This is a genomic window from Tahibacter harae (assembly GCF_024437735.1).
GTDB lineage: Bacteria > Pseudomonadota > Gammaproteobacteria > Xanthomonadales > Rhodanobacteraceae > Tahibacter > Tahibacter harae.
Genome location: NZ_JANFQO010000010.1, coordinates 183,786 through 209,495 on the forward strand (window position 1 = coordinate 183,786; position 25,710 = coordinate 209,495).

The 25,710-nt window shown below is 69.8% G+C and carries 18 protein-coding genes and 1 pseudogene; 9 read left to right on the forward strand and 10 right to left on the reverse strand.

The features are described 5' to 3' along the window. Positions 1-2 precede the first annotated feature (2 nt). The 3 genes from NM961_RS12750 (at position 3) to NM961_RS12760 (ending at position 4,710) form a co-directional block, all read left to right on the forward strand. Positions 3-581 carry a hypothetical protein gene (locus NM961_RS12750; RefSeq protein WP_255914770.1) on the forward strand — a complete coding sequence of 193 codons (579 nt, stop codon included), beginning with the start codon at positions 3-5 and terminating at the stop codon, positions 579-581. Positions 582-1,061: 480 nt separating this feature from the next. Next, the gene (locus NM961_RS12755; protein WP_255914771.1) at positions 1,062-2,099 is read left to right on the forward strand and encodes a sialidase family protein; all 1,038 of its coding nucleotides are present in this window, start codon (positions 1,062-1,064) and stop codon (positions 2,097-2,099) included. Positions 2,100-2,316: 217 nt separating this feature from the next. Beyond that, positions 2,317-4,710: a PAS domain S-box protein gene (locus tag NM961_RS12760; RefSeq protein ID WP_255914772.1), complete on the forward strand. Its 2,394-nt coding sequence runs from the start codon at positions 2,317-2,319 to the stop codon at positions 4,708-4,710. 156 nt (positions 4,711-4,866) lie between these two features. Here the strand turns inward: NM961_RS12760 and NM961_RS12765 are convergent, their stop codons facing one another. The 5 genes from NM961_RS12765 to NM961_RS12785 all read right to left on the reverse strand — a co-directional run bounded on the left by NM961_RS12765 (position 4,867) and on the right by NM961_RS12785 (position 11,352). Beyond that, positions 4,867-5,988 (reverse strand): hybrid sensor histidine kinase/response regulator, encoded by a 1,122-nt coding sequence (locus tag NM961_RS12765; protein WP_255914773.1) that lies wholly within the window; start codon positions 5,986-5,988, stop codon positions 4,867-4,869. Beyond that, a complete protein-coding gene (locus tag NM961_RS12770; protein WP_255914774.1) occupies positions 5,985-6,578 on the reverse strand; it encodes a chemotaxis protein CheB in 594 nt (197 codons plus the stop codon). Before NM961_RS12770 ends, NM961_RS12765 begins: the two co-directional genes overlap by 4 nt. Beyond that, positions 6,575-7,417 carry a CheR family methyltransferase gene (locus NM961_RS12775; RefSeq protein ID WP_255914788.1) on the reverse strand — a complete coding sequence of 281 codons (843 nt, stop codon included), beginning with the start codon at positions 7,415-7,417 and terminating at the stop codon, positions 6,575-6,577. The genes NM961_RS12770 and NM961_RS12775 overlap by 4 nt, the downstream gene beginning before the upstream one ends. Continuing rightward, a complete protein-coding gene (locus NM961_RS12780; protein WP_255914775.1) occupies positions 7,414-10,833 on the reverse strand; it encodes a response regulator in 3,420 nt (1,139 codons plus the stop codon). Before NM961_RS12780 ends, NM961_RS12775 begins: the two co-directional genes overlap by 4 nt. A gap of 216 nt (positions 10,834-11,049) precedes the next feature. Further along, complete coding sequence (locus NM961_RS12785) at positions 11,050-11,352, reverse strand: KGG domain-containing protein (protein WP_255914789.1); 303 nt, start codon at positions 11,350-11,352, stop codon at positions 11,050-11,052. 762 nt (positions 11,353-12,114) lie between these two features. Here NM961_RS12785 and NM961_RS12790 point away from each other — a divergent pair. The 3 genes from NM961_RS12790 (at position 12,115) to NM961_RS12800 (ending at position 15,397) form a co-directional block, all read left to right on the forward strand. Further along, positions 12,115-13,449, forward strand: coding sequence for a sigma-54-dependent transcriptional regulator (locus NM961_RS12790; protein ID WP_255914776.1), 1,335 nt, complete (start codon positions 12,115-12,117; stop codon positions 13,447-13,449). Positions 13,450-13,713: 264 nt separating this feature from the next. Next, positions 13,714-14,328, forward strand: a complete 615-nt coding sequence (locus NM961_RS12795; protein ID WP_255914777.1) for a GIY-YIG nuclease family protein — start codon at positions 13,714-13,716, stop codon at positions 14,326-14,328. Between the two features lie 334 nt (positions 14,329-14,662). Further along, positions 14,663-15,397: a BON domain-containing protein gene (locus tag NM961_RS12800; RefSeq protein WP_255914778.1), complete on the forward strand. Its 735-nt coding sequence runs from the start codon at positions 14,663-14,665 to the stop codon at positions 15,395-15,397. An 83-nt stretch (positions 15,398-15,480) separates the two neighbouring features. Here the strand turns inward: NM961_RS12800 and NM961_RS12805 are convergent, their stop codons facing one another. The 5 genes from NM961_RS12805 to otsB are packed head-to-tail and all read right to left on the reverse strand — an operon-like array spanning position 15,481 to position 20,495. Continuing rightward, positions 15,481-16,467 carry a putative bifunctional lysylphosphatidylglycerol flippase/synthetase gene (locus tag NM961_RS12805; RefSeq protein ID WP_255914779.1) on the reverse strand — a complete coding sequence of 329 codons (987 nt, stop codon included), beginning with the start codon at positions 16,465-16,467 and terminating at the stop codon, positions 15,481-15,483. Then, the gene (clsB, locus tag NM961_RS12810) at positions 16,454-17,644 is read right to left on the reverse strand and encodes a cardiolipin synthase ClsB (protein ID WP_255914780.1); all 1,191 of its coding nucleotides are present in this window, start codon (positions 17,642-17,644) and stop codon (positions 16,454-16,456) included. Before clsB ends, NM961_RS12805 begins: the two co-directional genes overlap by 14 nt. Beyond that, on the reverse strand, positions 17,641-18,438 hold the full coding sequence (locus tag NM961_RS12815; RefSeq protein WP_343231918.1) for an endonuclease/exonuclease/phosphatase family protein: 798 nt from the start codon (positions 18,436-18,438) through the stop codon (positions 17,641-17,643). Before NM961_RS12815 ends, clsB begins: the two co-directional genes overlap by 4 nt. Next, positions 18,431-19,729 (reverse strand): mechanosensitive ion channel family protein, encoded by a 1,299-nt coding sequence (locus tag NM961_RS12820; RefSeq protein WP_255914781.1) that lies wholly within the window; start codon positions 19,727-19,729, stop codon positions 18,431-18,433. The genes NM961_RS12815 and NM961_RS12820 overlap by 8 nt, the downstream gene beginning before the upstream one ends. Further along, entirely contained in the window at positions 19,716-20,495 is a 780-nt protein-coding gene (gene otsB, locus NM961_RS12825; protein ID WP_255914782.1) for a trehalose-phosphatase, read from the reverse strand. Before otsB ends, NM961_RS12820 begins: the two co-directional genes overlap by 14 nt. A 147-nt stretch (positions 20,496-20,642) precedes the next feature. Here otsB and NM961_RS12830 point away from each other — a divergent pair, with 147 nt between their 5' ends. The 3 genes and pseudogenes from NM961_RS12830 (at position 20,643) to NM961_RS12840 (ending at position 25,586) form a co-directional block, all read left to right on the forward strand. After that, the gene (locus tag NM961_RS12830; RefSeq protein ID WP_255914783.1) at positions 20,643-22,106 is read left to right on the forward strand and encodes an alpha,alpha-trehalose-phosphate synthase (UDP-forming); all 1,464 of its coding nucleotides are present in this window, start codon (positions 20,643-20,645) and stop codon (positions 22,104-22,106) included. Continuing rightward, a pseudogene (gene treS / locus NM961_RS24380) lies at positions 22,103-24,163 on the forward strand (maltose alpha-D-glucosyltransferase); the annotation flags it as partial. The gene NM961_RS12830 and the pseudogene treS, both read left to right, overlap by 4 nt. Positions 24,164-25,373: 1,210 nt before the next feature. Beyond that, the gene (locus NM961_RS12840; RefSeq protein WP_255914785.1) at positions 25,374-25,586 is read left to right on the forward strand and encodes a hypothetical protein; all 213 of its coding nucleotides are present in this window, start codon (positions 25,374-25,376) and stop codon (positions 25,584-25,586) included. The last annotated feature ends 124 nt before the right edge of the window (positions 25,587-25,710 follow it).

Genomic DNA, 25,710 nt, shown 5'->3' on the forward strand with positions numbered 1-25,710 from the left:
CCATGCACAATGTCCTTGCCGTCCTGCTCTGCCTGCTGCTCGCCGCCTGCGGCAGCAGCAGCAACAGTCCCGATGCCGCCCAGACCCAGGCCGCCGTCGCCGCCTTCGCCACGGTGCAGCAGGTATTCCAGCATCTGCGCTGCCAGAACTGCCATATCCCCGGCGACGCACCGCTGCAGTTCGATGCCGGCCTGCCGCACCAGATGGGCGTGGTGCGCGGCCCCGCCGGCCACGGCGCGCCGGGCCTGCCCTGCTCCAGCTGCCACGGCGAAGCCAATCCGCCGGAAAGCTACGGCCCCAATGCACCGCCGGGCGCTCCGCACTGGGCCCTGCCGCCGCCGGAGAAACGCATGGTGACCAAGGACCTGTCCGCGCCGGCCCTGTGCAAGATGATCCAGGACAAGCAGGAAAACGGCGGCCGCGACTTCGCCGCCCTGCTCAAGCACGTCAGCGAGGACAAGCTGGTGCTGTGGGGCTGGAACCCCGGCGGCAACCGCGCGCCGGTGCCGGTGCCGCATGCGGAATTTGTCGCAAAGTTCAAAACATGGAGCGATGCGGGCGGGCCTTGTCCGGCCAGTTGAGCCGAAACTCTTTCGGGCCCGTGCCCCGCGGCGGCGGCGCCCGCAATGCGGCCGCCGGCCGCGTTGCGTGCACCGGCGGCACAAGCGCGGCGGGAAGCGCCCGAACGCCGTCGCCGCTCCGTATCGGGCCGGCGGCCACGCGGCGCGGCTTGGCGCTCCGCCGGTCGGCGGCGCGTCGCCGCTGCGCAGCATTTGCGTTGCGTCCAGCGGATTGCGGTGCGCGCCGTGCAGGCCGTCGTACAGCACGATCCGCAGCAGGCCCAGCGCCGGCAGGACCAGCGCAACGCGCGCCTCTGGCCGCCGGACGGCGCATTCCTGCGAAAGAACTGGACTGCACCGCACGGCCGCGGGATCCGGCACGCGGCCTGGGTGGCGCAGGCCGCGACCTTACATGAGGAGTAGTTCTTGTCTGCGGGCGATAGTGTTCAGCCGCACGCTTTTACGTACGCAGAGATTCCAACGCTCCCAACGAGGCTCTCCGTGCGGTCCATCCCTGCCCTCTTCTCCTTTCTGCTGCTGATCGCCCCGGCGCTGCACGCCGCGCAGGCCGTCACCAGCGGCGCCGGCCACGACTATCAGCCGGCCATACTGCGCGCTGCCGACGGCAGCCTGCTGCTGGCCTTCGAGCGGCTCAACGCCAGCTTCAGCGGCGACCTGTGGCTGAGCCGCTCCACGGATGACGGCGCCAGCTGGAGCGCGCCCGCGCCGGTGATCGGCAGCAGCGCGAACGAACGCCATCCGGCCCTGCTCCAGCTCGGCGACGGCAGCTTCGTGCTGTTCTATCTCAAGGGTACCGGCGCGACGTCCAGCTACCGGCTGTACCGCGCCACTTCGGCTGACGGCCAGAGCTTTGCCGAACAGGGCGCGCTCAACCTGGGCTGGGCCAGCGGCGGTGAAGTCAATCCGCACGTGATCCGCCATCCCGACGGCACCTTGACCCTGAGCTACCAGCGCCTCAGCGGCGGCAGCTACGTGGCCCAGTCCGGCGACAACGGCCTGAGCTGGGACCAGCAGAAGACCGTGATCGCCGCCGACGGCCTGCTGCCGCGCATCGCGTTCCGGCCGTCCGACGGACGCTACCTCGCCACCTACCAGGTCGGCCCGTCGCCGCTGACCCTGTACAGCAAGACCACTACCGACCTGCGCAACTGGCCGGCCGCGCCCGACCTGCTCGCCGACGGCGCCGACAGCCACGATTCCCTGCCGGTACTGATGCCCGACGGCGCCTTCGTCGTGTTCTACATCGCCGCGGTCGACGGCGGTCCGTTCGATGTGTTCTCGCGCCGCTCCGGCGACGGCACAACCTACGAGGCGCCCTGGCCCCAGGTGCAAAGCCCCGATGCGCTGGACGTGGAGCCGCATCCCCTGGTCGGCGACTCCGCCGGCACGGTGCAGCTGTACTGGGGCCGCAGTCCGGCGGCAAGCCAGGATTACGACATCTGGCGCAAGGCCGCCGCTCCCGTGCGCGATGCCATCTTCCGCGACGGCCTGGACGCCGCCGCGCCGGGCAATGGCTAAATGGTGCAATTTCCATCTTGCGCCGCGCGCCGCGGCAACAGCGTAAACCCCGCGTGAAGAAGCGCAGCGGCGCATATTTTCGTTGCTAGAATCCGACCAGTACGGTGTGCCGGCGCCGCTGCGGACCGGCGCCCGGCACTGCGGATCGTGCAGTTCGGATTCCCGCGCGAAACTTCCAAACCAGGAACACGCGACAGCGCCACGGATACGCCTACCGATGAACGCTGGCATGGACATAGGCCTGATCGGCGGCGCCGCCACGCTGCGGGCGCTGACCGGCCTGCTGCGCGGCATCGACGGCCTGCGCGCCTCGCCGCTGGGCGATCTGGCCAGCGCGCTGCGGGCGCTGCCGGCGATTTCCTGCGACCTGCTTTTGGTGGAAGCCACCGATCCCGCCGAAACCGCCTATGCCGAACTGGCTCTGCTCGCGCCCGGCGCCGCCTGGGTCGCGCTGGATCCCAGCGACGATCCGCAGCGCACGGCGGCCTGGATCGAGGCCGGCGCCAGCGCCTGCCTCGCCCTGCCCGGCGCCGACAGCCTGCAGCTGCAGCACGCCATGGCCCAGGCTATGGCCGTGCATGCCAGCCACGCAGCCCTGCGCCGGCGCCACGACGACCTGCGTGGCGTGTTCGAGCGCGCGCCGCTGCCGATGTGGGTCTACGACCTGGCCACGCTGCGCTTCCTCGCGGTCAACGACGCCGCGCTGGAAACCTATGGCTATAGCCGCGCCGCGTTCCTGGCCCTCACCCTGTACGACATCCGTCCGGCCGAAGACCACGCCGCGCTGCGCCAGCACCTGCAGGCGCTGCCGCCGGGCCCGGTCGACGCGGGTCTGTGGCGCCACCGTGCCGCCGACGGGCGCCTGCTCAATGTGGAGATCAGCTCGCAGCCGCTGCATTTCGCCGGCCGCAGCGCGCGCCTGGTGCTGGCGCGCGATGTCACCGCCCAGCGCCGCGCCATGCACTCGCTGGAGGCCAGCGAGCGGCGCTTCCGCGATCTGTTCGAGCAGAGCCTGGGCCTGATCTGCACTCACGATCTGGACGGCCTGCTGCTGTCGGTCAATCCGGCCGCGGCCAATGCGCTGGGCTACCGCGTGGCCGACCTGGTCGGCCAGTCCATGTACAACGTCATCCCGCCATCGCTGCATGCGCATTTCCGCGAGTACCTCCAGCGCATCGCGCGCCAGGAGGCGGACTCGGGCCTGTTCTACGTGCTGCACCGCGACGGCGAACAGCGCATCTGGGAATACAACAACCGCGTGCTGCAGGACGAGGCCGGCAACCGCTTCGTCATGGGGCATGCGCTGGACGTGACCGAATACCGCGTCTACGAACACCGCCTGCGCCAGCAGCAGGCCGAGCTGGAGGCGGTCAACGACGGCTCGCCGCTGGGCCTGTTCCGCGCCGATCCGCAGGGCCGCTACACCTATGTCAACCGCGCCTTTGAACGCATGACCGGCCTGCGCAGCGACGAGGCGCTGGGCCAGGGCTGGCTGCGCGCGCTGCACGCGGACGACCGCGACCGCGTCGCGGCGCAGTGGCGCGAAGCCGTGGCAGCGCGGACGCGCTTCCAGTCGCGCCACCGCTACCGGCCGGATACGGGCCAGACCGTGTGGGTCTCGCTGCAGGCCGCGCCGCTGGTGGTCGAGGGCGAAATCACCGGCTACGCCGGCAGCATCGAGGATGTGACCGCGCGGCACATGGTCGAGGAACAGCTGCGCCGCAACGAACAGCGCCTGCGCACCATCGCCGACGCGCTGCCGGCCATGATCGCCTACGTCGATGCCGCGCAGCGCTTCCAGTTCGTCAACAGCGCCTACGAGCACACCTACGGCGGCGGCCGCGGCCGCATCGTCGGCCGGCATGCCCGCAGCGTGCTGGGCGACGCCGCCTACCAGCGCCGCCTGCCGTTCATCGAAGCCGGCCTGCGCGGCCAGCACGTGGTGTTCGAGGACGAGGAAGAACGCGACGGCGGATACACCTGCCTGCAGATCACCTACATCCCGCAGTGGGACGACGACGGCCGCCAGGTGCTGGGCCTGCATGTGATGGCGCAGGACATCACGCGGCAGAAGATCGAGGAACGGCGCTGGATACAGGCGGCCGAGCGCGACAGCCTGACCGGCCTGACCAACCGCGCCGGCTTCCTGGTGCGGCTGGAACGCGCCCTGGCGCGCAGCCGCGACCAGCGCTCGCTGCTGGTGGTGATGTACCTGGACATCGACCGCTTCAAGCAGATCAACGACAGCCACGGCCATGCCGTCGGCGATGCCGTGCTCAAGACCTTCGCCCAGCGCCTGCTCGCGGTGCTGCGGCCGTCCGACGTGGTCTGCCGCCTGGGCGGCGACGAATTCACCATCATCATCGAAGGCATGCGCCGGCCGCAGTACGCCTCGGCCGCCGCGGCCAAGATCGTCGCGGCCATGCGCAAGCCGTTCCTGCTGCCCAACGACCTCACCCTGGCGGTGAGCACCAGCGTCGGCGTCGCCGTCACCATGAACGAGGCCGATCTCAGCCCGGCCCAACTGCTGGAACGCGCCGACGCCGCGCTGTACGAGGCCAAATCCGCCGGCCGCGACGGTTATCGCGTGCGCGGCGCGGCTGCGGCCTGAGCGCAGCGGTACTGTCCGCCGGCCGCTTTTCCCGGCTGCACGAAGCGCGCCTGCGCCATCGCGCATTCCGCAATGCGTCAGACCATATCCGTACCGGCCGCCGCTACCGGCACGGCGAAACCCACGCCGGCGACCCAGCCTCAGCGCCTCAACGCCTCAGCGCCGCGGCGCCGTGCGCGGCAGCTGCAGCGCGAACACGCTGCGGCCGTCCTCGTTGTAGGCGCGGATCTCGCCGCCGTGGGCGTCGACGATCTGCTTGACGATGTACAGGCCCAGCCCCAGCCCTTCGCCCCGGCTGCGCAGGCGGCCGCCGCGGAACGGCGTGAACAGGCTGCCCAGCACGTCCTCGGCGATGCTGCCGGCGTTGCTGACGCGGATGCCGATATGCTCGGGCGCGGAACCGTCCAGATGCAGCTGTATGGGGGCGCCGGCCTCGCCGTGTTCCACCGCGTTGCCGATCAGGTTGTTCAGCACCTGCTCCAGGCGGTCGCTGTCCCAGCAGCCGCGCAGGCTGCCGGTGCAGTGCAATTCCAGCGCACAGACCGGCTTGAGCTGCTCGCGGTCGGCCTGCAGGCGGCGGGCGATGATTTCCAGATCGGCCTCTTCCGGATTGATGGCGATGCCGCCGGCCAGGCGCGCCCGCGCCAGATCCAGCAAATCAGCGATCATGCGGTTCATGCGCCAGCCGGTGGACACGATCAGCTCGGCGCTGTTGCGCGTGGACGGATCGGCTGAGCGCTGCAGCACCGAGCCGGCGAAGATCATCGCGCTGAGCGGATTGCGCAGGTCGTGCCCCAGCACCGCGACGAACATCTCGTTGAGCTGCAGCGTGCGCGTGCGCTGTTCCAGCTCGTAGGCCAGCTGGCGCTTCTGCCGGTACAGCTGGAAGAACACCTCGGCCTTGCTGCGCAGCACGTAGGGCTCGATCGGCTTGTGCAGGAAATCCACCGCGCCGGAGCCGTAGCCGCGGAACTGGCGGCGCGCATCGGACAGGCCGGCGGTGAGGAAAATGATGGGCACGTGGCGGGTGCGTTCGCTGCCGCGCATGAGTTCGGCCAGCTCGAAGCCGTCCATCTCCGGCATCTGCACATCGAGCAGAGCCAGGGCTACGTCGTGGACCAGCAGCAGCTCCAGCGCCTGCGCGCCGCTGCGCGCCAGCAGCAGTTCCACGCCGGGCCCCTGCAGCAGGGCCGACAGGGCGAGCAGGTTTTCCTCCAGATCATCCACCAGCAGGCATTTGACAGTCTCCTGCTCGCGCGGCGCTTCGGCCAGGTTCATGCGGAACTCCGCGGCAGTTGCCGGAACAGGCTCATGATGTCTTCCAGGGTCAGTACGAAATCGGCGCTGGTGCGCTGCAAGGCGGATGCCGGCATCTGCGGCACGCTCGCGTCCGCCGGCAGCTGCACCACGCAGCAGCCGCCGGCGCGCTGCACCGCGGCCAGGCCTTCGGCGCCGTCGGCGCCGGCGCCGGTGAGGATCACCGCGAGCAGGCGCGGGCCATACAGCGCGGCGGCGGACTCAAACAGCACGGTAATCGACGGACGCGAATATTCCACCGGCTCGTCCATGGACAGGGCCAGCTGCGGTCCGCTGTCGAGCAGCAGGTGATAGTTGGGCGGCGCTACATAGACCGTGCCGGGCAGCACTGGATCCTTGTCCAGCACCTCGCGCACGGGCAGCGCGCAGACGCGGCCGAAGATCTCGGCCAGCAGGCTGCCGCGCCCGCGCGGCAGGTGCAGCACCACGAACACGCTGGCGGCCAGGCCCGCCGGCAGCGCCGGCAGCAGGCGCCTGAGCGCTTCCACCCCGCCGCTGGATGCGCCTATCACCACGGCCTCGATCGCCGCAGGCAGCGTGAGGCCGCTCATGCCCGGTCCACCTTCTGGTAGATGCGGTCCTCGCGCGCGACTTCGACGAAAGCATCGGCGTGGCTGGAGAAGCGCAGCGACTCGCGCAGGCCTATGCCGAGAAACCCCTTGCGGCATAGCGCTTCGTGGAACAGGTCCAGGGCGCGGCTCTGCAGCGCGCGGTCGAAATAGATCAGCACATTGCGGCAGGACACCAGCTGCACTTCGGCGAACACGCTGTCGGTGGCCAGGCTGTGGTCGGAGAACACAATGTTGCGGCGCAGGCTCTTGTCCAGGATCGCCCGGCCGTAGGCGGCGGAGTAATAGTCCGACAGCGAGGAACGCCCGCCGGAACGGCGGTGGTTCTCGGTGTATTCCGGCACCTTGGCCGCATCGTAGATCCCGGCCTCGGCCTTGCGCAGGGCGTTCGGGTTGATGTCGGTGGCATAGATCAGGCTGCGTTCGAGCAGGCCTTCCTCGCGCAGCAGGATGGCCATGGAATAGGCTTCCTCGCCAGTGCTGCAGCCGGCGACCCAGATCTTCAGCGAGGGATAGGTGCGCAGCAGCGGCACCACTTTCTCGCGCAGGGCGAGGAAATAGCCCGGATCGCGGAACATCTCGCTGACCTGCACGGTGAGGTATTCCAGCAGTTCCCCGAACACCGCCGCCTCGTGCAGCACGCGGCTCTGCAGCTGCGACAGCGTGGCGCAGCCGAAGTGATGCAGCGCCGCTTTCAGGCGCCGGCGCAGCGAGGCGCGCGCATAGCCGCGGAAATCGTAGTGGTAGGTGTGGTAGATCGCCTCCACCAGCAGGTTCAGCTCGATATCGCCGACCGCGCCGTCGTCGCCCTCGCCCTTCATCGCGGCATCCACACCCGCACCAGCGACACCAGCTTGTCCACGTCCAGCGGCTTGGCGATGTAGTCGCTGGCGCCGGCGGCGAGGCACTTCTCATGATCGTCCTTCATCGCCTTGGCGGTCAGCGCGATGATGGGCAGCTTGCGCCACTGCGGCTGCTCGCGGATGCGGCGCATCGCGGTAAAGCCGTCCATCTCCGGCATCATGATGTCCATGAGCACCAGGTCTATGGCCTGGTCGGCGGATTGCTCGGCGCGCTGCAGCGCCTCCAGCGCCTCGCGCCCGTTGCGCGCGATCTCGATGCGGGCGCCCTTGGGCTCCAGCACGCTGGAGACGGCGAAGATATTGCGCACGTCGTCCTCCACCACCAGGATGCGGCGGCCCTCCAGCACGGTATCGCGGTCGCGTGCGGCCTTGAGCATGCGCTGCTGGTCCGGCGGCAGGCTGGATTCCATCTGGTGCAGGAACAGGGTGACCTCGTCCAGCAGGCGTTCGGGCGAGCGTGCGTCCTTGATGATGATGGACTTGGAGAAGCGCCGCAGCGCCTGTTCCTCGTCGCGGCCCAGGGCGCGGCCGGTGTAGACGATGACCGGCGGGAAGGCCACGTCCTCGCTCGCCGCCATCTGCTGCAGCAGGTCGAAGCCGCTCATGTCGGGCAGGTTGAGGTCCAGCACCATGCAGTCGAAGGTGGACGATTGCAGCGCCGCCAGCGCGCCCTGGGCCGAATCCACGCCGACGATGGTCACATCGTCGGCGCCCAGCAGCCGGCGCACGCTTTCCAGCTGCACCACGTTGTCCTCGACCACCAGCACGCTGCGGATGCGGCTGGCGCTCTTGGCCTCCATCTGGCGCAGGGCCTCGACCAGCTGCGCACGCAGCACCGGCTTGACCGCGTAGCCGAAGGCGCCGCGCTCCAGCGCCTGCTGGGCGTAGTCGGCGACCGAGATCACGTGCACCGGGATATGCCGCGTGCGCGGATCGCGCTTGAGCTGGTCCAGTACGCCCAGGCCGGACTGGTCCGGCAGGTTGATGTCCAGCAGTATCGCCAGCGGCAGGTGGCGCGCGGCGCAGGCCAGCCCGTCGCCGCCGTCGTGGGCGACCACGCAGGCGAAGCCCATCTCGTGGGCCACGTCGCGCAGGATCGTGGCGAAGGCGACGTCGTCCTCGATCACGAGCACGCAGCGGCCGTCGCCGGACAGGCGCACGCGGTCGTCGTCGATGGCCGCGGCAGCCGGCGGCGCGCTGTCGCGCACGGCGCGGCGCAGCGTGGGCGTGCCCGGCACGCGCTCGGCGGGTTCGGCCGCGCCGGTAAGCGGCAGGCTGAGGGTGAACACGCTGCCCTGCCCCGGCCGGCTGCGCAAGGTGATGTTGCCGCCAAGCAGGCGCGCCAGATCGCGCGAGATGGACAGGCCCAGGCCGGTGCCGCCGTACTTGCGGTGCATGCTGCCATCGGCCTGGCGGAAGGCCTCGAAGATCACTTCCTGCTGCGCTTCGGCGATGCCGATGCCGGTGTCGTGCACGGCGAAGTCGATGCGCGCTTCGCTGTCGCTGGACACGCGCAGGGCCACTTCGCCGCGGTCGGTGAATTTCAGCGCGTTGGACAGCAGGTTGCGCAGGATCTGGCCCAGGCGCAGCGGATCGGTTTGGAATTCCGCCGGCACGCCGGGCTCGATCTCGCACAGCAGGCGCAGGCCTTTTTCCTGCGCCAGCGGCCGCAGGGTACGCACCAGCGCATCGGTGGTGGCGGCGATGCTGGTTTTCTCGCGGCTGATCTCGACCCGGCCGGATTCGATCTTGGCCAGGTCCAGCACGTCGTTGATGATGGCGAGCAGGTCGCGCCCGGCGGAGGAAATGGTCTGGGCGAACTTGATCTGTTCCTCGGTCAGGTTGCCGCTCTTGTTGTCCTCCAGCAGCTTGGCCAGGATCAGGGTGGAATTCAGCGGCGTACGCAGCTCGTGGCTCATGTTGGCCAGGAACTCGCTCTTGTAGCTGTTGCTGCGCTCCAGTTCCGCCGCCTTGTCGATCAGCACGATCTGCGAGCGCGCCAGTTCGTCGCGCTGGCGCTCCAGCTGCTGCGCCTGTTCCTCCAGCTGTACATTGCTTTGTTCCAGCTCGGCCTGCTGGTTCTCCAGCTGCAGGCGCGAGGCGCGCAGTGCATTGCTCTGTTCTTCCAGTTCCTCGTTGCTGACGCGCAGTTCCTCCTGCTGCGTCTGCAGTTCCTCGGCCTGCTGCTGGGTCTCTTCCAGCAGCTCGAGCACGCGCGCACGGTCCTTGGCGGTGCGCAAGGCGACGCCGAAGGCTTCGCTCACGCGCCGCAGCAGCTCCAGCTCCGCCGGCTGCACCGGCCGCAGGAAACCCAGCTCGATCGCGCCGTGCACCACGCCGTCGACCTGGGCGGGCAGGATCACCACTTCGCGCACGTCGCCGCGGCCGCTGCCCGAATCCAGCGCCAGATAGCCCGGCGGCAGGTCGCGCACATGCAGCAGCCGCGCCTCCTTGATCGCCTGGCCGACCAGCCCCTGGCCGGCGCGCACCTCCGCGCCGCCGTCGGGGCTGAGCGCATGCCCGGCCACCGGCACATGGCGGCTACCGCCCGGCGCCACGTAGGCCACGCCTATGGGTGCCTCCAGCCGGCGGGCGAGGAAGGCCAGCGCGTTCTCGCCCAGCGCCTGCAGGCCCTGCTCGCCCCACAGGCGCCGGTTGAAGCCAGCCAGGCCGGCGCGCAGCCAGGTCTCGGTCTCGCGCAGACGGTAGTCGCGCGAGGTCATGTAGGCGGCAAAGAGAATCAGCACGAACAACAGCAGCGCGCCACCCAGGGTGACGTAGACGGTGCGCTCCGACGCGGCGTTCCATTCCATCTCGCGCTGCTGCAGCGTAAGCAGTTCCATCTGTTCCATCTGCGCGATCAGCTCGCGCAGGCGGTCCATGAGGGCGCGACCGCGCGTGGTGCGCACCAGCACCAGCGCGCCGTCGCTGTCGCCGGACTGGCGCAGCGCTATGGTCTGTTCCAGCTCATCCAGCTTCTGCCGCACCAGATCGGCCACCTGGCCGGCGCGCCGGCTCTGTTCGGGGCTGGCCTCGACCAGCCTGCGCAGCGTGTCCAGCTGCGTGCCCAGGGTCGACTTGGCGCTGAGAAAGGGGCCGAGGTAATCCGCTTCGCCGGTAAGCAGGTAGCCGCGCTGGCCGGTCTCCGCATCTTTCATCGTGGAAGCCAGCTGGCGCAGTTCCTCCAGCACCTGCTGGGTGGCCTGGGCGCGCAGCGAGGTCGTCGTGCGTTCTGCCAGTGCATCGTAGGACAGCCATGCAATCAGCACGACAGCGCAGACCGCCGCCACGAAACATAGGCCGGCGCGCAGAGGCAGCAGCGGCAGCGCGCGCAGCGAGCGCAGTTCGTCGGACGGCTCCGGGGTGTTGCTCATGCATGGTCCAATGGCAGGGAGGATCGCCGCGCGGCCGGGCGGCCGGCGGCAGTCGCCTTTCTAGCAACGTACCCTTTCGAATGCCACCCCTAAATCATGTCCCGCGCCGGCGATCCTGCATCACGCGGCCTGCCATTCTGCGCGGCCGCGCGTGATCCCGCGGTGGAAAGCGCGGAGGGCTCAATTCACATCGATCCGCTCCGCGCTTCCAGGTCTTCATTCCCGGCCCGGGGTCCCCATGCGGCTGCTGTCGGAATAGCTGCGTTCCGGACGGCTGCTGCGCTTGGATTCCTCTTCCGCCGCGGCGCGCGCCGCCAGGGCGCGCCGGTGCGCATTGCCGCGGGCCTCGCCGCCGCGGCGGCCGATCTCGGCCATGTGTTCGCGGTTCTGGCTCACCGCCTCGCCGCCCTTGCGGCCGGCCTCGCGCGCTTCTTCGGAGGTGAATTCATGTGCCGTGCCGCGGGCGTGGGCCGCGCGTCCGCCTTCACTGGCGATGGCGCGCTGACGGCCTTCGTCCATGGAGGCGAAGCCGCGCCGGCTGGTACCGCTGCGGGGCTTGGCATCAGCGTTGTCCAGGGGCTGGTTGGAACCTGCTTGCTCGTCTCGATTCATTTGCTTTCTCTCCAGGTGACACAAACATCTTCCCCCCTGCTGCAGCCGCCCATCGTGTATGCGGAAGATGTTGGAATAAACAGACGGCATGGAATGCACCGCAACGAACGTGCCAACCGCGCTCTGCGTTGCGCTTATCAAAGACTTCACGCCTGCCTAACTTCATATCTGCGGCGTGTCCGCGCAACTGAACAAAACTCCCGGTGTGTACCGACAACATCCGCTGGTTTGTCCGTATTGTCCAGCGCACTGCGCGTCAAGATTCCATAAAAAGATACTAGTACACATACAATCCGGCCGGTGCCGCACCGGTCCGCACCGGAAAACTGCTCAACGGCACGCGCATCTTCAACCCGGCCGCGCCATCGTCCCGTGAAGCCGCCGCAGGCCGCCTGTCCACGACGGGAGTGCCTCCCTGCGGCAAGGCCCGCGGCGGCGCGGCGGCATCAAAATTCACCGCGTCCCAAATTCATGCGCCGTCGCTGCCGATTTTTCAGGCACGGCCCGCGGCGCCAACATGGTTTGCAATTCACGGCCTGTCCCGTGCGGAAAATTTGCCTTCCCATACACGTCTCTGTAAGTTTTTCACTGTTTATTTGGGGTGGATGAAACTTAAGATCACGACAGTGAATCATTCGTCATTCCGGATATCGGCGCAGAGGCTTTGCCATGGAAACTTCCGCTAATCCTTCGCTGCTTATCGTGGATGACGATGTCAGTTTTGTGCGTGCCGCCGCGGAAATTGCGCGCAGCATTCCCTTCGACATCACCGTCGCCGGCACGCTGCAGCAGGCCGAGACCTGGCTGCGGCGCGAGCGCTTCGACCTGGCCATGATCGATCTGTCCCTGCCCGACGGCTCGGGCCTGGACCTGATTCCCGCGTGCAGCGAGAACGGCACGGAAGTGGTGCTGGTCACCGGCTATCCGACGGTGGAATCCGCGGTGCAGGCCTGCCGCACCTCGCTGCTGGACTATCTGATCAAGCCGATCGAACCCTCGCGCTACCGGGCTCTGCTGGAACGCGCGGCGCAGCGCCGCGCCCTGCCCCTGCCGGTGCTCGACGGCGGCTGGCACGGCCTGGTCGGTGCATCGGACGCCACGGCCCAGCTCGTCACGCAACTGCGCCGCGTGAGTCCCACCGATGCCTCGGTACTGATCCAGGGCGACAGCGGCGTGGGCAAGGAAATGACCGCCCGCGCCATCCACGCCGAGAGCGGCCGCAGCGGGCCCTTCATCGCCTTCAACTGCGGCGCGGCCGCACCGGATCTGCTCGCCGGCCTGCTGTTCGGCCAGGAGCATGACGCCGGCGGCAGCCGCCACGCCGGCTGCTTCGAGCAGGCCGCTGGCGGCACGCTGTTCCTGGACGAAGTCGCCGAACTGCCGGCACCGCTGCAGGTCGATCTGCTGCAGGTGCTGGAAAGCCGCCGCCTGCGCCGCACCGGCGGCAACCAGGAGGTGGCCGTGGATGCGCGCGTGGTCGCGGCGACCAATACGCCGATCAGCCGCGTCCTGGCCGACGGCAGGCTGCGCGAGGACCTGTTCTACCGCCTGGGCGAATTTCCCATCGTGATCCCGCCGCTGCGCGAGCGGCCCGAGGACGTGACGCCGCTGGCCAACCTGTTCCTGGCACGGCTGAACGAACGCCACGGCGGGCGCAAGGCCTTCACCGGCACGGCGCTGGAACAGCTGCGGCGCTTTCCCTGGCCGGGCAATGTGCGCGAACTGCGCAATGTGGTCGGGCGCGCCTACATCATGGCCGGCGGCGATGTGATTTCCGATCCGCTGGGCCAGATCCGCGTCACCGCGCCGCTGGACGAGACGCCCAGCACGCTCACCGTCGCCGTGGGCACCACCTTCGAGGAAATCGAGCGGCGCATGCTGATGAAAACGCTGGAATTCTTCAGCAACGACAAGACCAAGGCGGCGCGCGCGCTGGGCGTCAGCGTGAAGACCATCTACAACCATCTGGCCAAGCACCAGCAGAACCCGGCCGAGACCGGCTGAGCGGATACGGCGGCGGATGGCGCGCATGCAGGCGCAGCCCTGAAGATGTCGACCGCTTCCTGGAACGTGAGCCCCTGCTGGCGCGCGCAGGCACAGCCGCGAAGTCTGCATACGGCCGAGGCCGTCAAAGCGGCGGTACATCGCGCCGCTCCGCACGGCATGACAATACGGCGCACGCGGCTGAAGCAGCCCGCATGTGCCACCGTGGCCGATCACTGCTGCACCCTGGCGCCGCGCCCCCGGCCGCGCCATGATCGCCGCGCCATGGAATTCGATGCCGCGTTTCCGCTGCCCTCGACCGCCAGCCAGGCCACGGCCTTCCTGTACGTGCTGCCCTGCCACGGCGAAGACCTGCTCAAGCTGGGCCACAGCCGCGATCCGCTGGCGCGCATGCAGTCGCTGCATCCGCGCTTCTACGAATTCTTCGACCTGGACCAGGCCTTCGCCCTGGAAACCGAGACCGTGCGCGAGGCACGCACGCTGGAAACCCGTTACGGCCGCGCCCTGGCCGAGCATTCGGCCGCGGCGCCGCTGACCGTGAATCCCGCCGCCGGCGGCCATACGGAGTGGTATCGCGGCGCCTATGCCGTACTCGCCGCACTGGCCCAGGCGCAGGCGGCAGCCGGATTCACCCTGCATGCGCCGCTGCGGCCCTGGCTGCGCCAGCGTCTGGCAGCCTCCGGCGAGCTGCTGTACGCCTGGACCCGCCTGCTCGACCCGCTGCACTTGCAGGCCCGCGGCCCCGATGCCCGCGCCAGCCCAGCCCAGCGCCGCGTCGCCGATGTGCTGGACGCCTACCGCAGCGAACAGCTGGACCTGGCGCGCTGGCTGCCGCCGGATGTACTGGACTGGCATGCGGCGGCGAGCTTGTGCCGTTGATGTTCGCAGGCGCGGGGCGCTGCAGGATTGGTGATTCGAGATTCGGGATTGGTCCGCAAGTCGCCCGCTGCTGATTGCCCGGCGCGAATCCCCAATACCCGATCCCGAATTGCGTCCCTTCCCTGCAGACTGCAACGACAGCCGGCCGCCACCGGCAGACTGCACAGTCGCGAGGCTCCGCGGCGGCACAATGGCGACACCGCATGCGACCGGCCGCTGCCGGGGAATTCCCGCCCGGCCCGCTTGCGCCCGCAGGCGCCGGTCCATGGCATATGGCTTGCTCCCGAAGCTCTGTGGCCGGCCAGTTCCGGACCGGCCGCGCAAGGAGCAGCCGATGAACCGAAACGACACCGACCAACACCGGCGCGGCCGCGGCCAGTCCGACGGCGATCCGTCCCGCGCGCGCGGAGAGACAACGCAGTCCCCGGCGTCTGCGACGGACCCGGCCGAGCGCCAGCGCCATCCTTCCCTGCGCTGGCGCGCGGCGGACGACCGCCGCGATCCGCGCGATATCGCCGCCTATGCCGGCGTACAGCGCGGCGCCTACGGCCGCTACGACGAGGACGACTGGCAGCCGCGCGACCACGATCGCGGCTATGGCGAATACGAGGCCGAGCGCCGCCTGTCCGTGGCCGACGAGCGCCAACAGCGCGCCCAGCTCGGCGTCTATGACGAAGACCCGCGCGGCCGCTACGCCGGCGGCCCGCCGCACTACCGCGCCGGCTACGCCGAAGCCATCGCCGGCGCGCCCGGCGCGGGTGCCTACGGGCGTCCGCGCGGCCGTCCCGGCGAGGATTTCCGCGGCCGCGGCCCGCGCGGCTATGTGCGCTCGGACGAGCGCGTGCGCGAGGACGTCAGCGAATGCCTGGCCGAGGATCCCTATGTCGACGCCAGCAATATCGACGTCGTGGTGCGGGAGGGCGTGGTCACGCTCAGCGGCAGCATCGCCCAGCGCCGCCTCAAGCACCGCGCCGAAGACCTGGCCGGCGCCTGCCGCGGGGTGCGCGAGGTCGACAACCGCCTGCGCGTGGCGCCGTATCCCGAAACGGGACCGGTGGAAAACACTTGAAGGCGCAGGCCGCGTTCAGGCCGCCCCGGCAATTCGCGTTCGTGGCAGCAAATTGGTGGACGCAAACCCGCATCACCATCCGCTCAGGCCGGCCCTGCATCACCGCCCGCACGGCGTGCGGGCGGTGATGCATCGCGGCGCACGGCCCGGCGCGGAAAGCTCAGGCGCAGCAGACTGAAGCTGGCCAGCGCCAGCGGCAGCAGGTAATACGCCGCGCGATACACCAGCACGCCGGCGATCAGCAGCGAGCCCTGTTCCGCGCCGCCGGCCAGGCTTTTGACGATGACGAAATCCAGCACGCCCCAGCCGCCCGGAACGTGAGTCACCGCGCCGGCGACCGCGGCGACCAGCAACGCGCTGAGCACCGGCGCATAGCCCAGGCCCTGCCCCAGGCAGTGCTGCAGCACCAGGCCCATCAGCGCCCAGTTGAGCGCGGCCACGCCGATCTGGGCCAGGGCCGCGGGCCAGGCCGGAAACGCGAAGACGTGGCCGCGCAGGCGCCAGCGCAGCTGCGCGGCGCAGGCGTACAGATAGCCCGCCACGACCAGGGCCGCGCCCAGGCTCAGCCACGGCAGCGCGCCGCCGGTCCAGCGCGTCAGCGCAGGCGTGGCCGCCCATAGCGGCAGGCTGGCGATCAGCAGCAGATAGCCCAGCCAGTTCGACGCCATGCTCAGCACGATCAGCCGCGACACATCGGCCGTGGCCACGCCCTGGCGGCCGTACAGGCGGTAGCGCAACGCCGCCGCGCCGACCAGGCTGCCGAGATTCAGATTGCAGGCGTAGCTCGCCGTCGCTGTGAGCCAGGTGCGCCAGTGCGGCAGCTTCAGGCCCAGGCTGTGCGCGCCGATCAGGTCCAGCAACCCGTACAGCGCGTGACTGGCCAGCGCCAGCGCGGCGATCAGCAGCAGCTCGCCGCTGCCGCGCGCGGCCAGGGCGCGGCGCACCGCGGGCCAGTCGGTCTCGTGCAGCAGATGCCAGATCAGCCAGGCGGCCAGCAGCGCCATGCCCAGCCACAGCCCGCGCCGCAGCCAGCCGCGCCAGCGCCGCGCTGCAGACTCAGCGCCGGGCACGGCCGTCCAGCTCCGAGGACGCATCGACGATCAGCGGCCGGTTCGCGCGCAGACGCCGCGCCCATTCGGGGAAATGGCGCAGGAAATGGAAAACCAGCAGGCCGGTGAAGGTGCGCCACACCGTGCGCGGCGGCACCCGCGCCGGCGTGACCGTATGGCAGCCCGCCTCGATCAGCCGGCACAGGCGCGCCTTGAGCAGGCCGGCGAATTCCGCGTCGTCGATCAGCACGTTCGCCTCCAGGTTCAGCGACAGGCTGAGCGGATCCAGATTGCTCGACCCCACCGTGGCCCAGTGGCCGTCTATGACCGCCACCTTGGCGTGCATGGGCCGCTCGCGGAATTCGTGGATGCGCACCCCGGCCGGCACCAGGTAGTGATACAGCCAGCGTGCGATAACGGTGACGATGGCCAGGTCCGGATTGCCCTGTACCACCAGGTTCACGCGCACGCCGCGCCGGGCCGCGTCGCGCAGATCGCGCAGCAGGCGGTAGCCGGGAAAGAAATACGCATTGGCAATCAGGATCTCGCTGTGTGCGGCGCGGATCGCGGCGCGGTATTCGCGTTCGATATCGGTGGGATGGCGGTGGTTGTCGCGGGTGACGAAGCAAACCCGCGCGGTACCCACGGCGGGCGAAGGCGCCAGCTCGCGCGGCTGCGGCGGCGGATGCGCCGCACTCAGCGAACGCACGGCGAAGGCCTGAATATCGTCAACCACCGGCCCTTCCAGGGCGACGGCGTAATCATGCAGCGCCTTGGGGCCGGCGCTGAGCATCTGGTCGTTGCAGAAATTGATGCCGCCGATATACGCCAGGCTGCCGTCGATCAGCACCAGCTTGCGGTGCAGGCGGCGGAACAGATTGACGCGCATGCCGAACAGGCGCGCCCGCGGCTCGTAGATGTGCAGGCGCACGCCGGCGGCGGCAAGACAGGCGCGGTAATCCGCGCCCAGCGGTTCGGAACCGAAGCCGTCGGCCAGCACGTCGACCTCGACCCCGCGCGCCGCCGCGGCGACCAGCACATCGCGCAGCTGCAGCCCGACTTCGTCGTCGGCCAGGATGAAGGTCTCGATGTAGATGCGCGTGCGCGCGCCGGCCAGAGCGGCGAACACGTGCGGAAAGAATTCCTCGCCGTTCTCGAACAGCTGGATGCGGTTACCCTGGCGCCAGGCCGGCTTCATGGCGCCACCTCCGCCAGCAGCGGCAGATGGTCCGACAGATGCGGCCACGGCAGCGCCGACAGCACGCAGGCCGACTGCACGCGCAGATTGCGCACGTAGATGCGGTCCAGCGGCAGCAGCGGCAGACGTGCGGGAAAGGTGCGCGGCTGGGCCACGCCGGCGCGCTCGAACGCCGAATGCAGCTCCGCGCCGCGCCGCAGCAGCCCGTCGGCGCGGCCGCGCCAGTCGTTGAAATCGCCGGCCACGATCAGCGGCGCGGCGGGCGGGATCTCGCCGCGCACCAGTTCGTTGAGCAGGTCGAGCTGGCGCCGGCGCTGCAGCTCGCTCAGGCCCAGATGGACGCAGATCGCGTGCACCTCGCCCCAGCGCGGCACGTCCAGCACGCAATGCAGCAGGCCGCGCGGCTCCGGGCCGCGGATGGAGATATCGTGGTTGCGCTCGCGCAGGATGGGAAAGCGCGACAGCAGTGCATTGCCGTGGTGACCGTGCGGATAGACGGCGTTGCGGCCGTAGGCGAACTGCGGCCAGAGCTGGTCGGCGAGGAATTCGTAATGCGGCCCGCCGAAGCCGCGGCCGCGCCGGCTGTCCGCACCGCTGACCTCCTGCAGGAACACGATCTCCGCCGCCGTGGTGCGCACCGCATCGCGCAGCTCGGCCAGCATGAAACGCCGGTTCCACGGCGCCAGGCCCTTGTGCGTGTTGATGGTCAGCGCGCGCAGCGTGCAGGCCTCCGCCTGCGGCGCGGCCTGGGCGCGCGCTTCGCGCTGGCGTTCCAGCGTGCGCACCTCAGCCACTGCGGCGCTCCTTAAGCAGGTCTTCCTCGCCCATCTCACGGCGCGCCTGCGCCACCGCCGCGGCGACGGCCTGCTGCGGCGGCGCGGCGTCATTGGTGGCGGCCGCGGCATCGGCGGGTGGCGCGGCTTGCACCGACGGCGCGGCGGCGGCGCGCGGCGGCGTCCCCAGGTGTTCCACCCCGGCGCGCGGCAGCGGCGTATCGCCGGCGATCAGGCGCAGCGCCGGCGGCCGGAAGTCCACGCCCAGCTCGTGCAGGCGCTGGCGCACCGCGCGCAGGGCCTCGCTGCGCGCAGCGCCGAAATTGCCGCTGCGCTGGTCCACCCAGGCGAAGAACTGCACGCGCATTTCCTCGCGCGTGATCTCGGCCAGCTGCACGAACGGCGCCGGCTCGGGCAGCACATCGGGCGTGGCGCGCAGCGCCTGCAGGCCTTCGCGCAGCACCAGGGCGGCGTCGGCACTGGGCTCCACCGCCAGCACGAAATCGAAACGGCGCCGGCCGTTGCTGGTGAAATTGATCATCACCGACTTGAACACCAGCGCATTGGGCAAGCTGAGCTGGTTGCCGTCGTAGGTCATCAGCAAGGTGGCGCGGGAATTCATGCCAACCACCACGCCCTGGTGACCGTCGATGGATACCATGTCGTCCGGCGCGAACGGCCGGCGCAGGCTGAGCAGCACGCCGGCGATGTAGTTTTCCAGCAGGTCGCGGAACGCAAACCCCAGCGCAATGCCGGCCACGCCGGCCGATCCCAGCAGCGCCGTGGCCAGGGTCATCGCATCCAGCACTTCCAGCGCGAACAGCAGGCCGGTCACGGCCATCACCAGGCGTATCGCCTGGCGCAGCAGTTCGCCCACGAACGGGTTCTGCCGCGCGCGGCGGCCGATCCAGGCGCGCTGCGCCAGCCATCGTCCGCTGCGCCAGAACAGCCAGAACACCAGCGCGGCGACCAGCAGCAGCGGCGCCGAGCCGAGAATGCGCGAGAGCTTTTCCGCGCTTACGCGCAAGGTGGGGATCACGCGCTCCATCAGGCTGGTGCTGACCGTGATCTGGTTGACCACGGTGCCGCCGCTGCTGTTGGCCTGGGCGATCTTCTCGGCCAGTTCGCGGTCGGCTTCGCGCACCACGGCGCCGTCGAGGATCAGCGCCTTGCCGTAGCTGCGCACCTCGACCCGCTCCAGCCCGGGCACACGATGCAGCACCTGCTCGGCGGCCGGCGCGTCCTGGGCGCCGGCGCCGCTGCAACAGCAGGCCGCCAATACGATGAACACCCCGCGTTCAATCCAGCGCATCGGAATCTCCTGCCAACTGCTGCAGCCAGCGCTGCACCGCAGCCGTGTCGGCGAGATGAAATCCGGCCTGGACCGAAGCACGCCCGCCGACGGCGACGCCGAAGCCGCCCAGCGCCCTGGCTGCGGCGAAGGCGTCTTCGTCGGTCACGTCGTCGCCGACGGCGACAGCGACGCGGCCGCGGAACGGCGCGGTCTGCATCTGCGCGCGCAGCGCACTGCCCTTGTCGCTGCCGCGCGCGGCGAATTCAAAGACGCAGACGCCGTCCAGACGGCGCAGGCGGTCGAGCGACGCATCCAGCCCAGGCAGACGCGCCGCAAGGCATTCTGCAAGCTGCGGTACGCGCCGGTAATGCAAAACGCATGAGCTGGGTTTGCGTTCGACCCAGGTGCCTGGAAAGTCCGTGCTGAGCGTGCGCAGGGCGGCTTCGACGCGGGCGAGCTGGGCGAGGAACAGCACATCCGCCGCGGCCGCCGCAGCGCCGTGCTCGCCCACATGGGCAATCTGCAGATCGCCGAAGATGCGCGCGAGATCGGCCGCGCTGCGGCCGCTGAGCACGCACAGCGCGCCGTGCAGACGCTGCTGCAGCCGGCGCAGCAGTGCGCGCTGCGCGGGCGTCAGCGCGACTTCCGCCGGATCGTCGCGATACGCGCACAGCGTGCCGTCGAGATCGAGAAACAAGGCCCAGGGCTGCGCCGCCGGCCAGTGCGAAGGCGGCGGTGCGAGCATGGTGGATGGAGCACTTCTTGCGATTGCAGACGACGTCATGCGCTTCCCTGTCCGTTGGATACGAAGCGCCGCAGCCGTTGCCGCCGGAATCCGCAGCGCCCGCAGCGGGCTGCAGAAGCCATGCCATCGCCGCCGCATGGCATACGACTTGCTCCATCACTGCGGATAAGGAAGCGAGGACCCGTGATGGATGCAGACATTCCTGTGCGCCACGACACCGGCAACATCGACGAATTGCGCGGCGGCGCGGCGGGAGGCGGCAGATTGCTGATCGTATCCAATCGCGTGCTGCTGCCCGGCGCGACCCAGGCCGGCGGCCTGGCCCAGGCGGTGCTGCAGCTGCTGCAGCACCGAGGCGGCAGCTGGCTGGGCTGGAGCGGCGGCATCTCCAGCGATACCGCCGTGCATACGCGCCGCGCCGGCGCCATCGAATACCGCACCTGGAGCCTGACGCGCCAGGAACACGAAGAATACTATGCGCAATATTCCAATCGTACACTCTGGCCGCTGCTGCACGGCCGCACCGACCTGATGGCGTTCGAGCGCAGCGCGCTGCACGGCTATCTGCAGGTCAACGAACGCTTCGCCGACAACGTCGCCCGCGCCGCGGATCCGGACGACCTGATCTGGATACACGACTACCACCTGCTGCCGCTGGCCTCGCTGCTGCGTGCCCGCGGCCTGCGCAACCGCATCGGCTTCTTCCTGCATACGCCGCTGCCGGCACCGCGCACCCTGGTCACCCTGCCGCAGCACCGCACCATGCTCGGCCTGCTCGCCGCCTGCGACCTGATCGGCCTGCAGACCGCGAACGACAGCCGCGCCATGCAGAACTACCTGATCGGCGAGCTGGGCGCCGTGGCCGCCGGCGATACGCTGCGCCTGCCCGGCGGCGAGGTCACCCGCGTGCGCACCTTCCCCATCGGCATCGATCCGGCCGCCATGGCGGAAATGGCGCGGAGCGCCGAGGACGCGCCGGAAACGCGCCAGCTGCGCAACAGCCTGGGCCGCAGCCGCCTGATCATCGGCGTGGACCGGCTGGACTATTCCAAGGGCCTGCCGCAGCGCCTGCGCGCGTTCCGCCATCTGCTGGGCAACAACCCCGAGCTGGCCGGCCGCGCCACTTATCTGCAGGTCACGCCCGAATCGCGCCGCGAAGTCGGCGAATACCGCCAGCTCAGCCGCGAGGTGCAGCGCCTGGTCGGCGACATCAACGGCCATCACGCCGCACCCGCGTGGACGCCGGTGCGCTACGTCAACCGCGGCTATCCGCATCAGATACTGGCGGGCTTCCACCGCCTGGCCAAGGTCTGCCTGGTCACGCCGCTGCGCGACGGCATGAACCTGGTGGCCAAGGAATTCATCGCCTGCCAGGATCCGCTGGATCCCGGCGTACTGGTGCTGTCGGAATTTGCCGGCGCGGCGGCGGAACTCGGCGACAGCGCACTGATCGTCAACCCCTACGATATCGAAGGCTGCTCGCGCGCCATCGCCCGTGCGCTGGACATGCCGCTGGAAGAGCGCCGCCAGCGCTGGCAGCGCGCCATGCACGTGCTGGAACAGGGCAATGTGCGGCACTGGTGCGACCAGTTCCTCGCCGCATTGCGCGCGGCGGCGCCGGCGCACGGCGGCAGCGAGGTGCGCCCATGATGTCCGCCGCGGGCGCAGCGCCCGCAGTGCGCAACGGACTGGACTGGTACAAGGAAGCGGTCATCTACCAGATCCATGTCAAATCCTTCAGCGACGGCAACGGCGACGGCATCGGCGACTTCGCCGGCCTGCTCGCGCGCCTGGACTACATCGCCGGGCTGGGCGTGGACACCTTGTGGCTGCTGCCCTACTACCCCTCGCCGCGGCGCGACGACGGCTATGACGTGGCCGACTATTACGGCGTGCACGCGGACTACGGCACGCTGGAGGAGCTGCGCCGCTTCCTGGACGCGGCCCATGCGCGTGGCCTGCGCGTGATCGGCGACCTCGTGCTCAACCACACCTCCAGCGACCATCCCTGGTTCCAGCGCGCGCGCCGCGCACCGCGGGGCTCGCCCGAGCACGAGTTCTACGTCTGGTCCGACAGCGACCAGGCCTACGCCGGCACGCGCATCATTTTTCCGGATGTGGAGAAATCCAACTGGAGCTGGGACGCGGAGGCCGGGCGCTACTACTTCCACCGCTTCTACGCCCACCAGCCCGATCTCAACTTCGACAACCCGCTGGTGCTGGAAGCCATGCTCGACGTGGCGCGCTTCTGGCTGGACCTGGGCCTGGACGGCTTCCGCCTGGATGCCGTCGCCTACCTGGCCGAGCGCGAAGGCAGCAGCAACGAGAACCTGCCGGAAACCCATGCCGTGCTGCGCCGCCTGCGCGCGGAGATCGACGCCCATTATCCCGGCTGCCTGCTGCTGGCCGAAGCCAATCAATGGCCGGAGGACATGCTGGAATACTTCGGCCGCGACGACGAATGCCAGATGGCCTTCCACTTCCCGCTGATGCCGCGCATGTACATGGCCATCGCCCAGGAAGACCGTTTCCCGGTCAGCGACATCCTGCGCCAGACCCCGCCCACACCGCCGCTGTCGCAATGGGCCATCTTCCTGCGCAACCACGACGAGCTGACCCTGGAGATGGTCACCGACGCCGAGCGCGATTACCTGTGGGACACCTATGCCGCCGACCCGCGCGCACGGCTCAACCTCGGCATCCGCCGGCGCCTGGCGCCGCTGCTGCAGCGCGACCGCCGCCGCATCGAGCTGATGACCGCGCTGCTGCTCACCCTGCCCGGCACGCCGGTGCTGTACTACGGCGACGAGATCGGCATGGGCGACAACGTGCACCTGGGCGACCGCGACGGCGTGCGCACGCCCATGCAATGGTCGCCGGACCGCAACGGCGGCTTCTCCCGCGCCGAGGCACAGCAGCTGGTGCTGCCGCCGATCACCGATCCGCTGTACGGCTACCAGGTGGTGAATGTCGAGGCGCAGGAAAGCGATCCGCATTCGCTGCTGCACTGGACCCGCCGCGTGCTCGCGGTGCGGCGCCGCTACAGCGCGCTGTTCGGCCGCGGCGAATTGCGCTTCCTGTATCCGCGCAACCGCAAGGTGCTGGCCTTCCTGCGCGAATGGCAGGGCGTGAGCGTGCTCTGCGTGGCCAACTTCGGCCGCACCCTGCAAGCGGTGGAGCTGGATCTGGCCGAATTTGAAGGCCGCGTGCCGCTGGAAATCGTCGGCGCCTCGGCCCTGCCCGGCGTGGGCCGCACGCCGTATCTGCTGACCTTGCCGCCGTACGGCTTCATCGCGCTGGAACTGGCCGGGCGCGAACGCCTGCCGGACTGGTACGTCCCCGAGCCCGAGCCGCTGCCCGAACTCACCACCCTGGTGCTGCGCCACGAACTTGCTGTGGACCTGGCTCAGGTGCACCGCGCGCGGCTGCAGAACGAACTGCTGCCGGCCTGGCTGCAACGCCGCGACACCCACGCCGACAGCGTGCAACTGGGCCGCGTCCTTGCGGCGGCGCCGGGCAGCGCCGATACGGCCCTGCTGCAACTGCACGGCAGCAGCAGCGGCGGCAATCACCTGCTGCCGCTGGCGATCAGCTGGGAAGGCGGTGCCGATGCGAGCAATCCCCCGACGCTGGCGCTGGCCCGCGTGCGCCGCGGTGCGCGCGCCGGGGTACTCGGCGACGGGCTGGCCACGCGCGAGCTGCTGCAGATCTGGCGCGAAGCCTGGCAGGCGCAGGCCAGCTGGAACAGCGACGGCGCCAGCCTGCATTTCCGCCGCGAACCCGGCGCCGAACTGCCGCCGCCGCGCGGCCGCGACCTGATCGCCGGCAACAGCGCGCCGGACATACAGCGCACGCGCCTGGATGCATCGCTCGCCGTCAGCCTGGCCCGGGGCGACCTGCGCGCGCTGCTAGGACCGCTGCGCCTGGCGCGCAGCCTGCGCGAACGCGCGCCCGGCCTGGCCGCGCCGCTGATCGGCGTGGCCGAACTGGAGGCCGACGGCCGGCGCGATGTCTTCGCCCTGGCCCACGAATGGCCGGCCAACCAGGGCGATGCGCAGAACTGGACTCTCGATTTCCTGCGCCGCAGCCTGCACGAATACCGCGCCACCGGCGTCGAGCGCCAACGCCAGCTGGTGCAATCCTGCCGGCCGCTGGCGCAGTTGCTCGGCCGCCGCCTGGGCGAACTCCACTGCGCGCTTGCATCCGATGCGCAAGCAGCACCGCCGCTCGGCGGCGACTGGCTGCGCCAGGTGCTGGTCGACGCCTTGCGCCGTTTCCGTCAGCTTTCACCCCAGCTTGCGGCCGAGCTGGGCCTTGGCCGCGACGTGCTGGCCGCCACCGCGCGGCGCATCCGCGGCCTGGACGATTCGCTGCGCCAGGCCCAGGCCGGTCCGGCCCAGCCCGTGCACGGGCGCCTGAGCCTGGATCATGTGCTGCTGGTCGGCGGCGATATTTGCTTTGTGGATTTTGCCGATCCGCCGGAAGTGCTGCGCCTGCCCGGCAGCAGCCACGGCTGCCGCCTGGCCGACGTAGCCGCCCTGCTGCATGCGCTGGACCTGGCCGACGCCAGCATCGCGCGCGAATCCGACAGCGCCGACCTGGCCGCCGCGGAGTTCAGCCAGGCGGTACGCGCGCAGATGCGCGAAGCGCTGCTGGGCGGCTATTTCTCCGCCTGCGACGGCCTGCAGGAACCCGTCGAACCGCGCCGGCGCCGCCACCTCCTGCGCCTGCTGCAGACCTGGCACGCCGTGCAGGAACTGGCCGCCGGCCGCCGCCGCGAATCGCAGCAGGCCGCCTGGAGCGCCCTGCTGCGCGCGCTGAACCTGTCCTCCCGCAGCCCGTACAACGGCACGGGCGCGGCTGCCGCAACTGCGGCAGGATAAGAACCGCACCGCCGTTCCCCAACCGGAGAGCGCCATGAAGACCACACCCGCCCGCGCCCGCGACGCCAAAGACCCGCCGCAACCCGGCACCCGGCCGGTCAGCGACGAAAAACCGCAGGAAAAAAAGCAGCGCAAGCGCCACGCCGACGACAACCTCGACAAGGCACTGCGCGAAACCTTCCCCGCCAGCGACCCGATCTCGCCATTCGTCCCGGCGGTGCCGCGGGAGAGGAAGACGCGGAAGTAGCCGGGATTCGGGATTCGGGATTCGGGATTCGGGATTCGGGATTCGGGATTCGGGATTCGGGATTCGGGATTCGGGATTCGGGATTCGGGATTCGGGATTCGGGATTCGGGATTCGGGATTCGGG

Bases quoted from the DNA above. Each gene is read 5' to 3' on its own strand.
- NM961_RS12775 (WP_255914788.1), bottom strand. From the start codon at position 7,417: ATGAAGGGCGAGGGCGACGACGGCGCGGTCGGCGATATCGAGCTGAAC.
- NM961_RS12760 (WP_255914772.1), top strand. From the start codon at position 2,317: ATGAACGCTGGCATGGACATAGGCCTGATCGGCGGCGCCGCCACGCTG.
- NM961_RS12840 (WP_255914785.1), top strand. From the start codon at position 25,374: ATGAAGACCACACCCGCCCGCGCCCGCGACGCCAAAGACCCGCCGCAA.
- NM961_RS12765 (WP_255914773.1), bottom strand. From the start codon at position 5,988: ATGAACCTGGCCGAAGCGCCGCGCGAGCAGGAGACTGTCAAATGCCTG.
- NM961_RS12795 (WP_255914777.1), top strand. From the start codon at position 13,714: ATGGAATTCGATGCCGCGTTTCCGCTGCCCTCGACCGCCAGCCAGGCC.
- clsB (WP_255914780.1), bottom strand. From the start codon at position 17,644: ATGAAGCCGGCCTGGCGCCAGGGTAACCGCATCCAGCTGTTCGAGAAC.
- NM961_RS12770 (WP_255914774.1), bottom strand. From the start codon at position 6,578: ATGAGCGGCCTCACGCTGCCTGCGGCGATCGAGGCCGTGGTGATAGGC.
- NM961_RS12830 (WP_255914783.1), top strand. From the start codon at position 20,643: ATGGATGCAGACATTCCTGTGCGCCACGACACCGGCAACATCGACGAA.
- otsB (WP_255914782.1), bottom strand. From the start codon at position 20,495: ATGACGTCGTCTGCAATCGCAAGAAGTGCTCCATCCACCATGCTCGCA.
- NM961_RS12750 (WP_255914770.1), top strand. From the start codon at position 3: ATGCACAATGTCCTTGCCGTCCTGCTCTGCCTGCTGCTCGCCGCCTGC.
- NM961_RS12790 (WP_255914776.1), top strand. From the start codon at position 12,115: ATGGAAACTTCCGCTAATCCTTCGCTGCTTATCGTGGATGACGATGTC.
- NM961_RS12820 (WP_255914781.1), bottom strand. From the start codon at position 19,729: ATGCGCTGGATTGAACGCGGGGTGTTCATCGTATTGGCGGCCTGCTGT.
- NM961_RS12800 (WP_255914778.1), top strand. From the start codon at position 14,663: ATGAACCGAAACGACACCGACCAACACCGGCGCGGCCGCGGCCAGTCC.
- NM961_RS12785 (WP_255914789.1), bottom strand. From the start codon at position 11,352: ATGGACGAAGGCCGTCAGCGCGCCATCGCCAGTGAAGGCGGACGCGCG.
- NM961_RS12780 (WP_255914775.1), bottom strand. From the start codon at position 10,833: ATGAGCAACACCCCGGAGCCGTCCGACGAACTGCGCTCGCTGCGCGCG.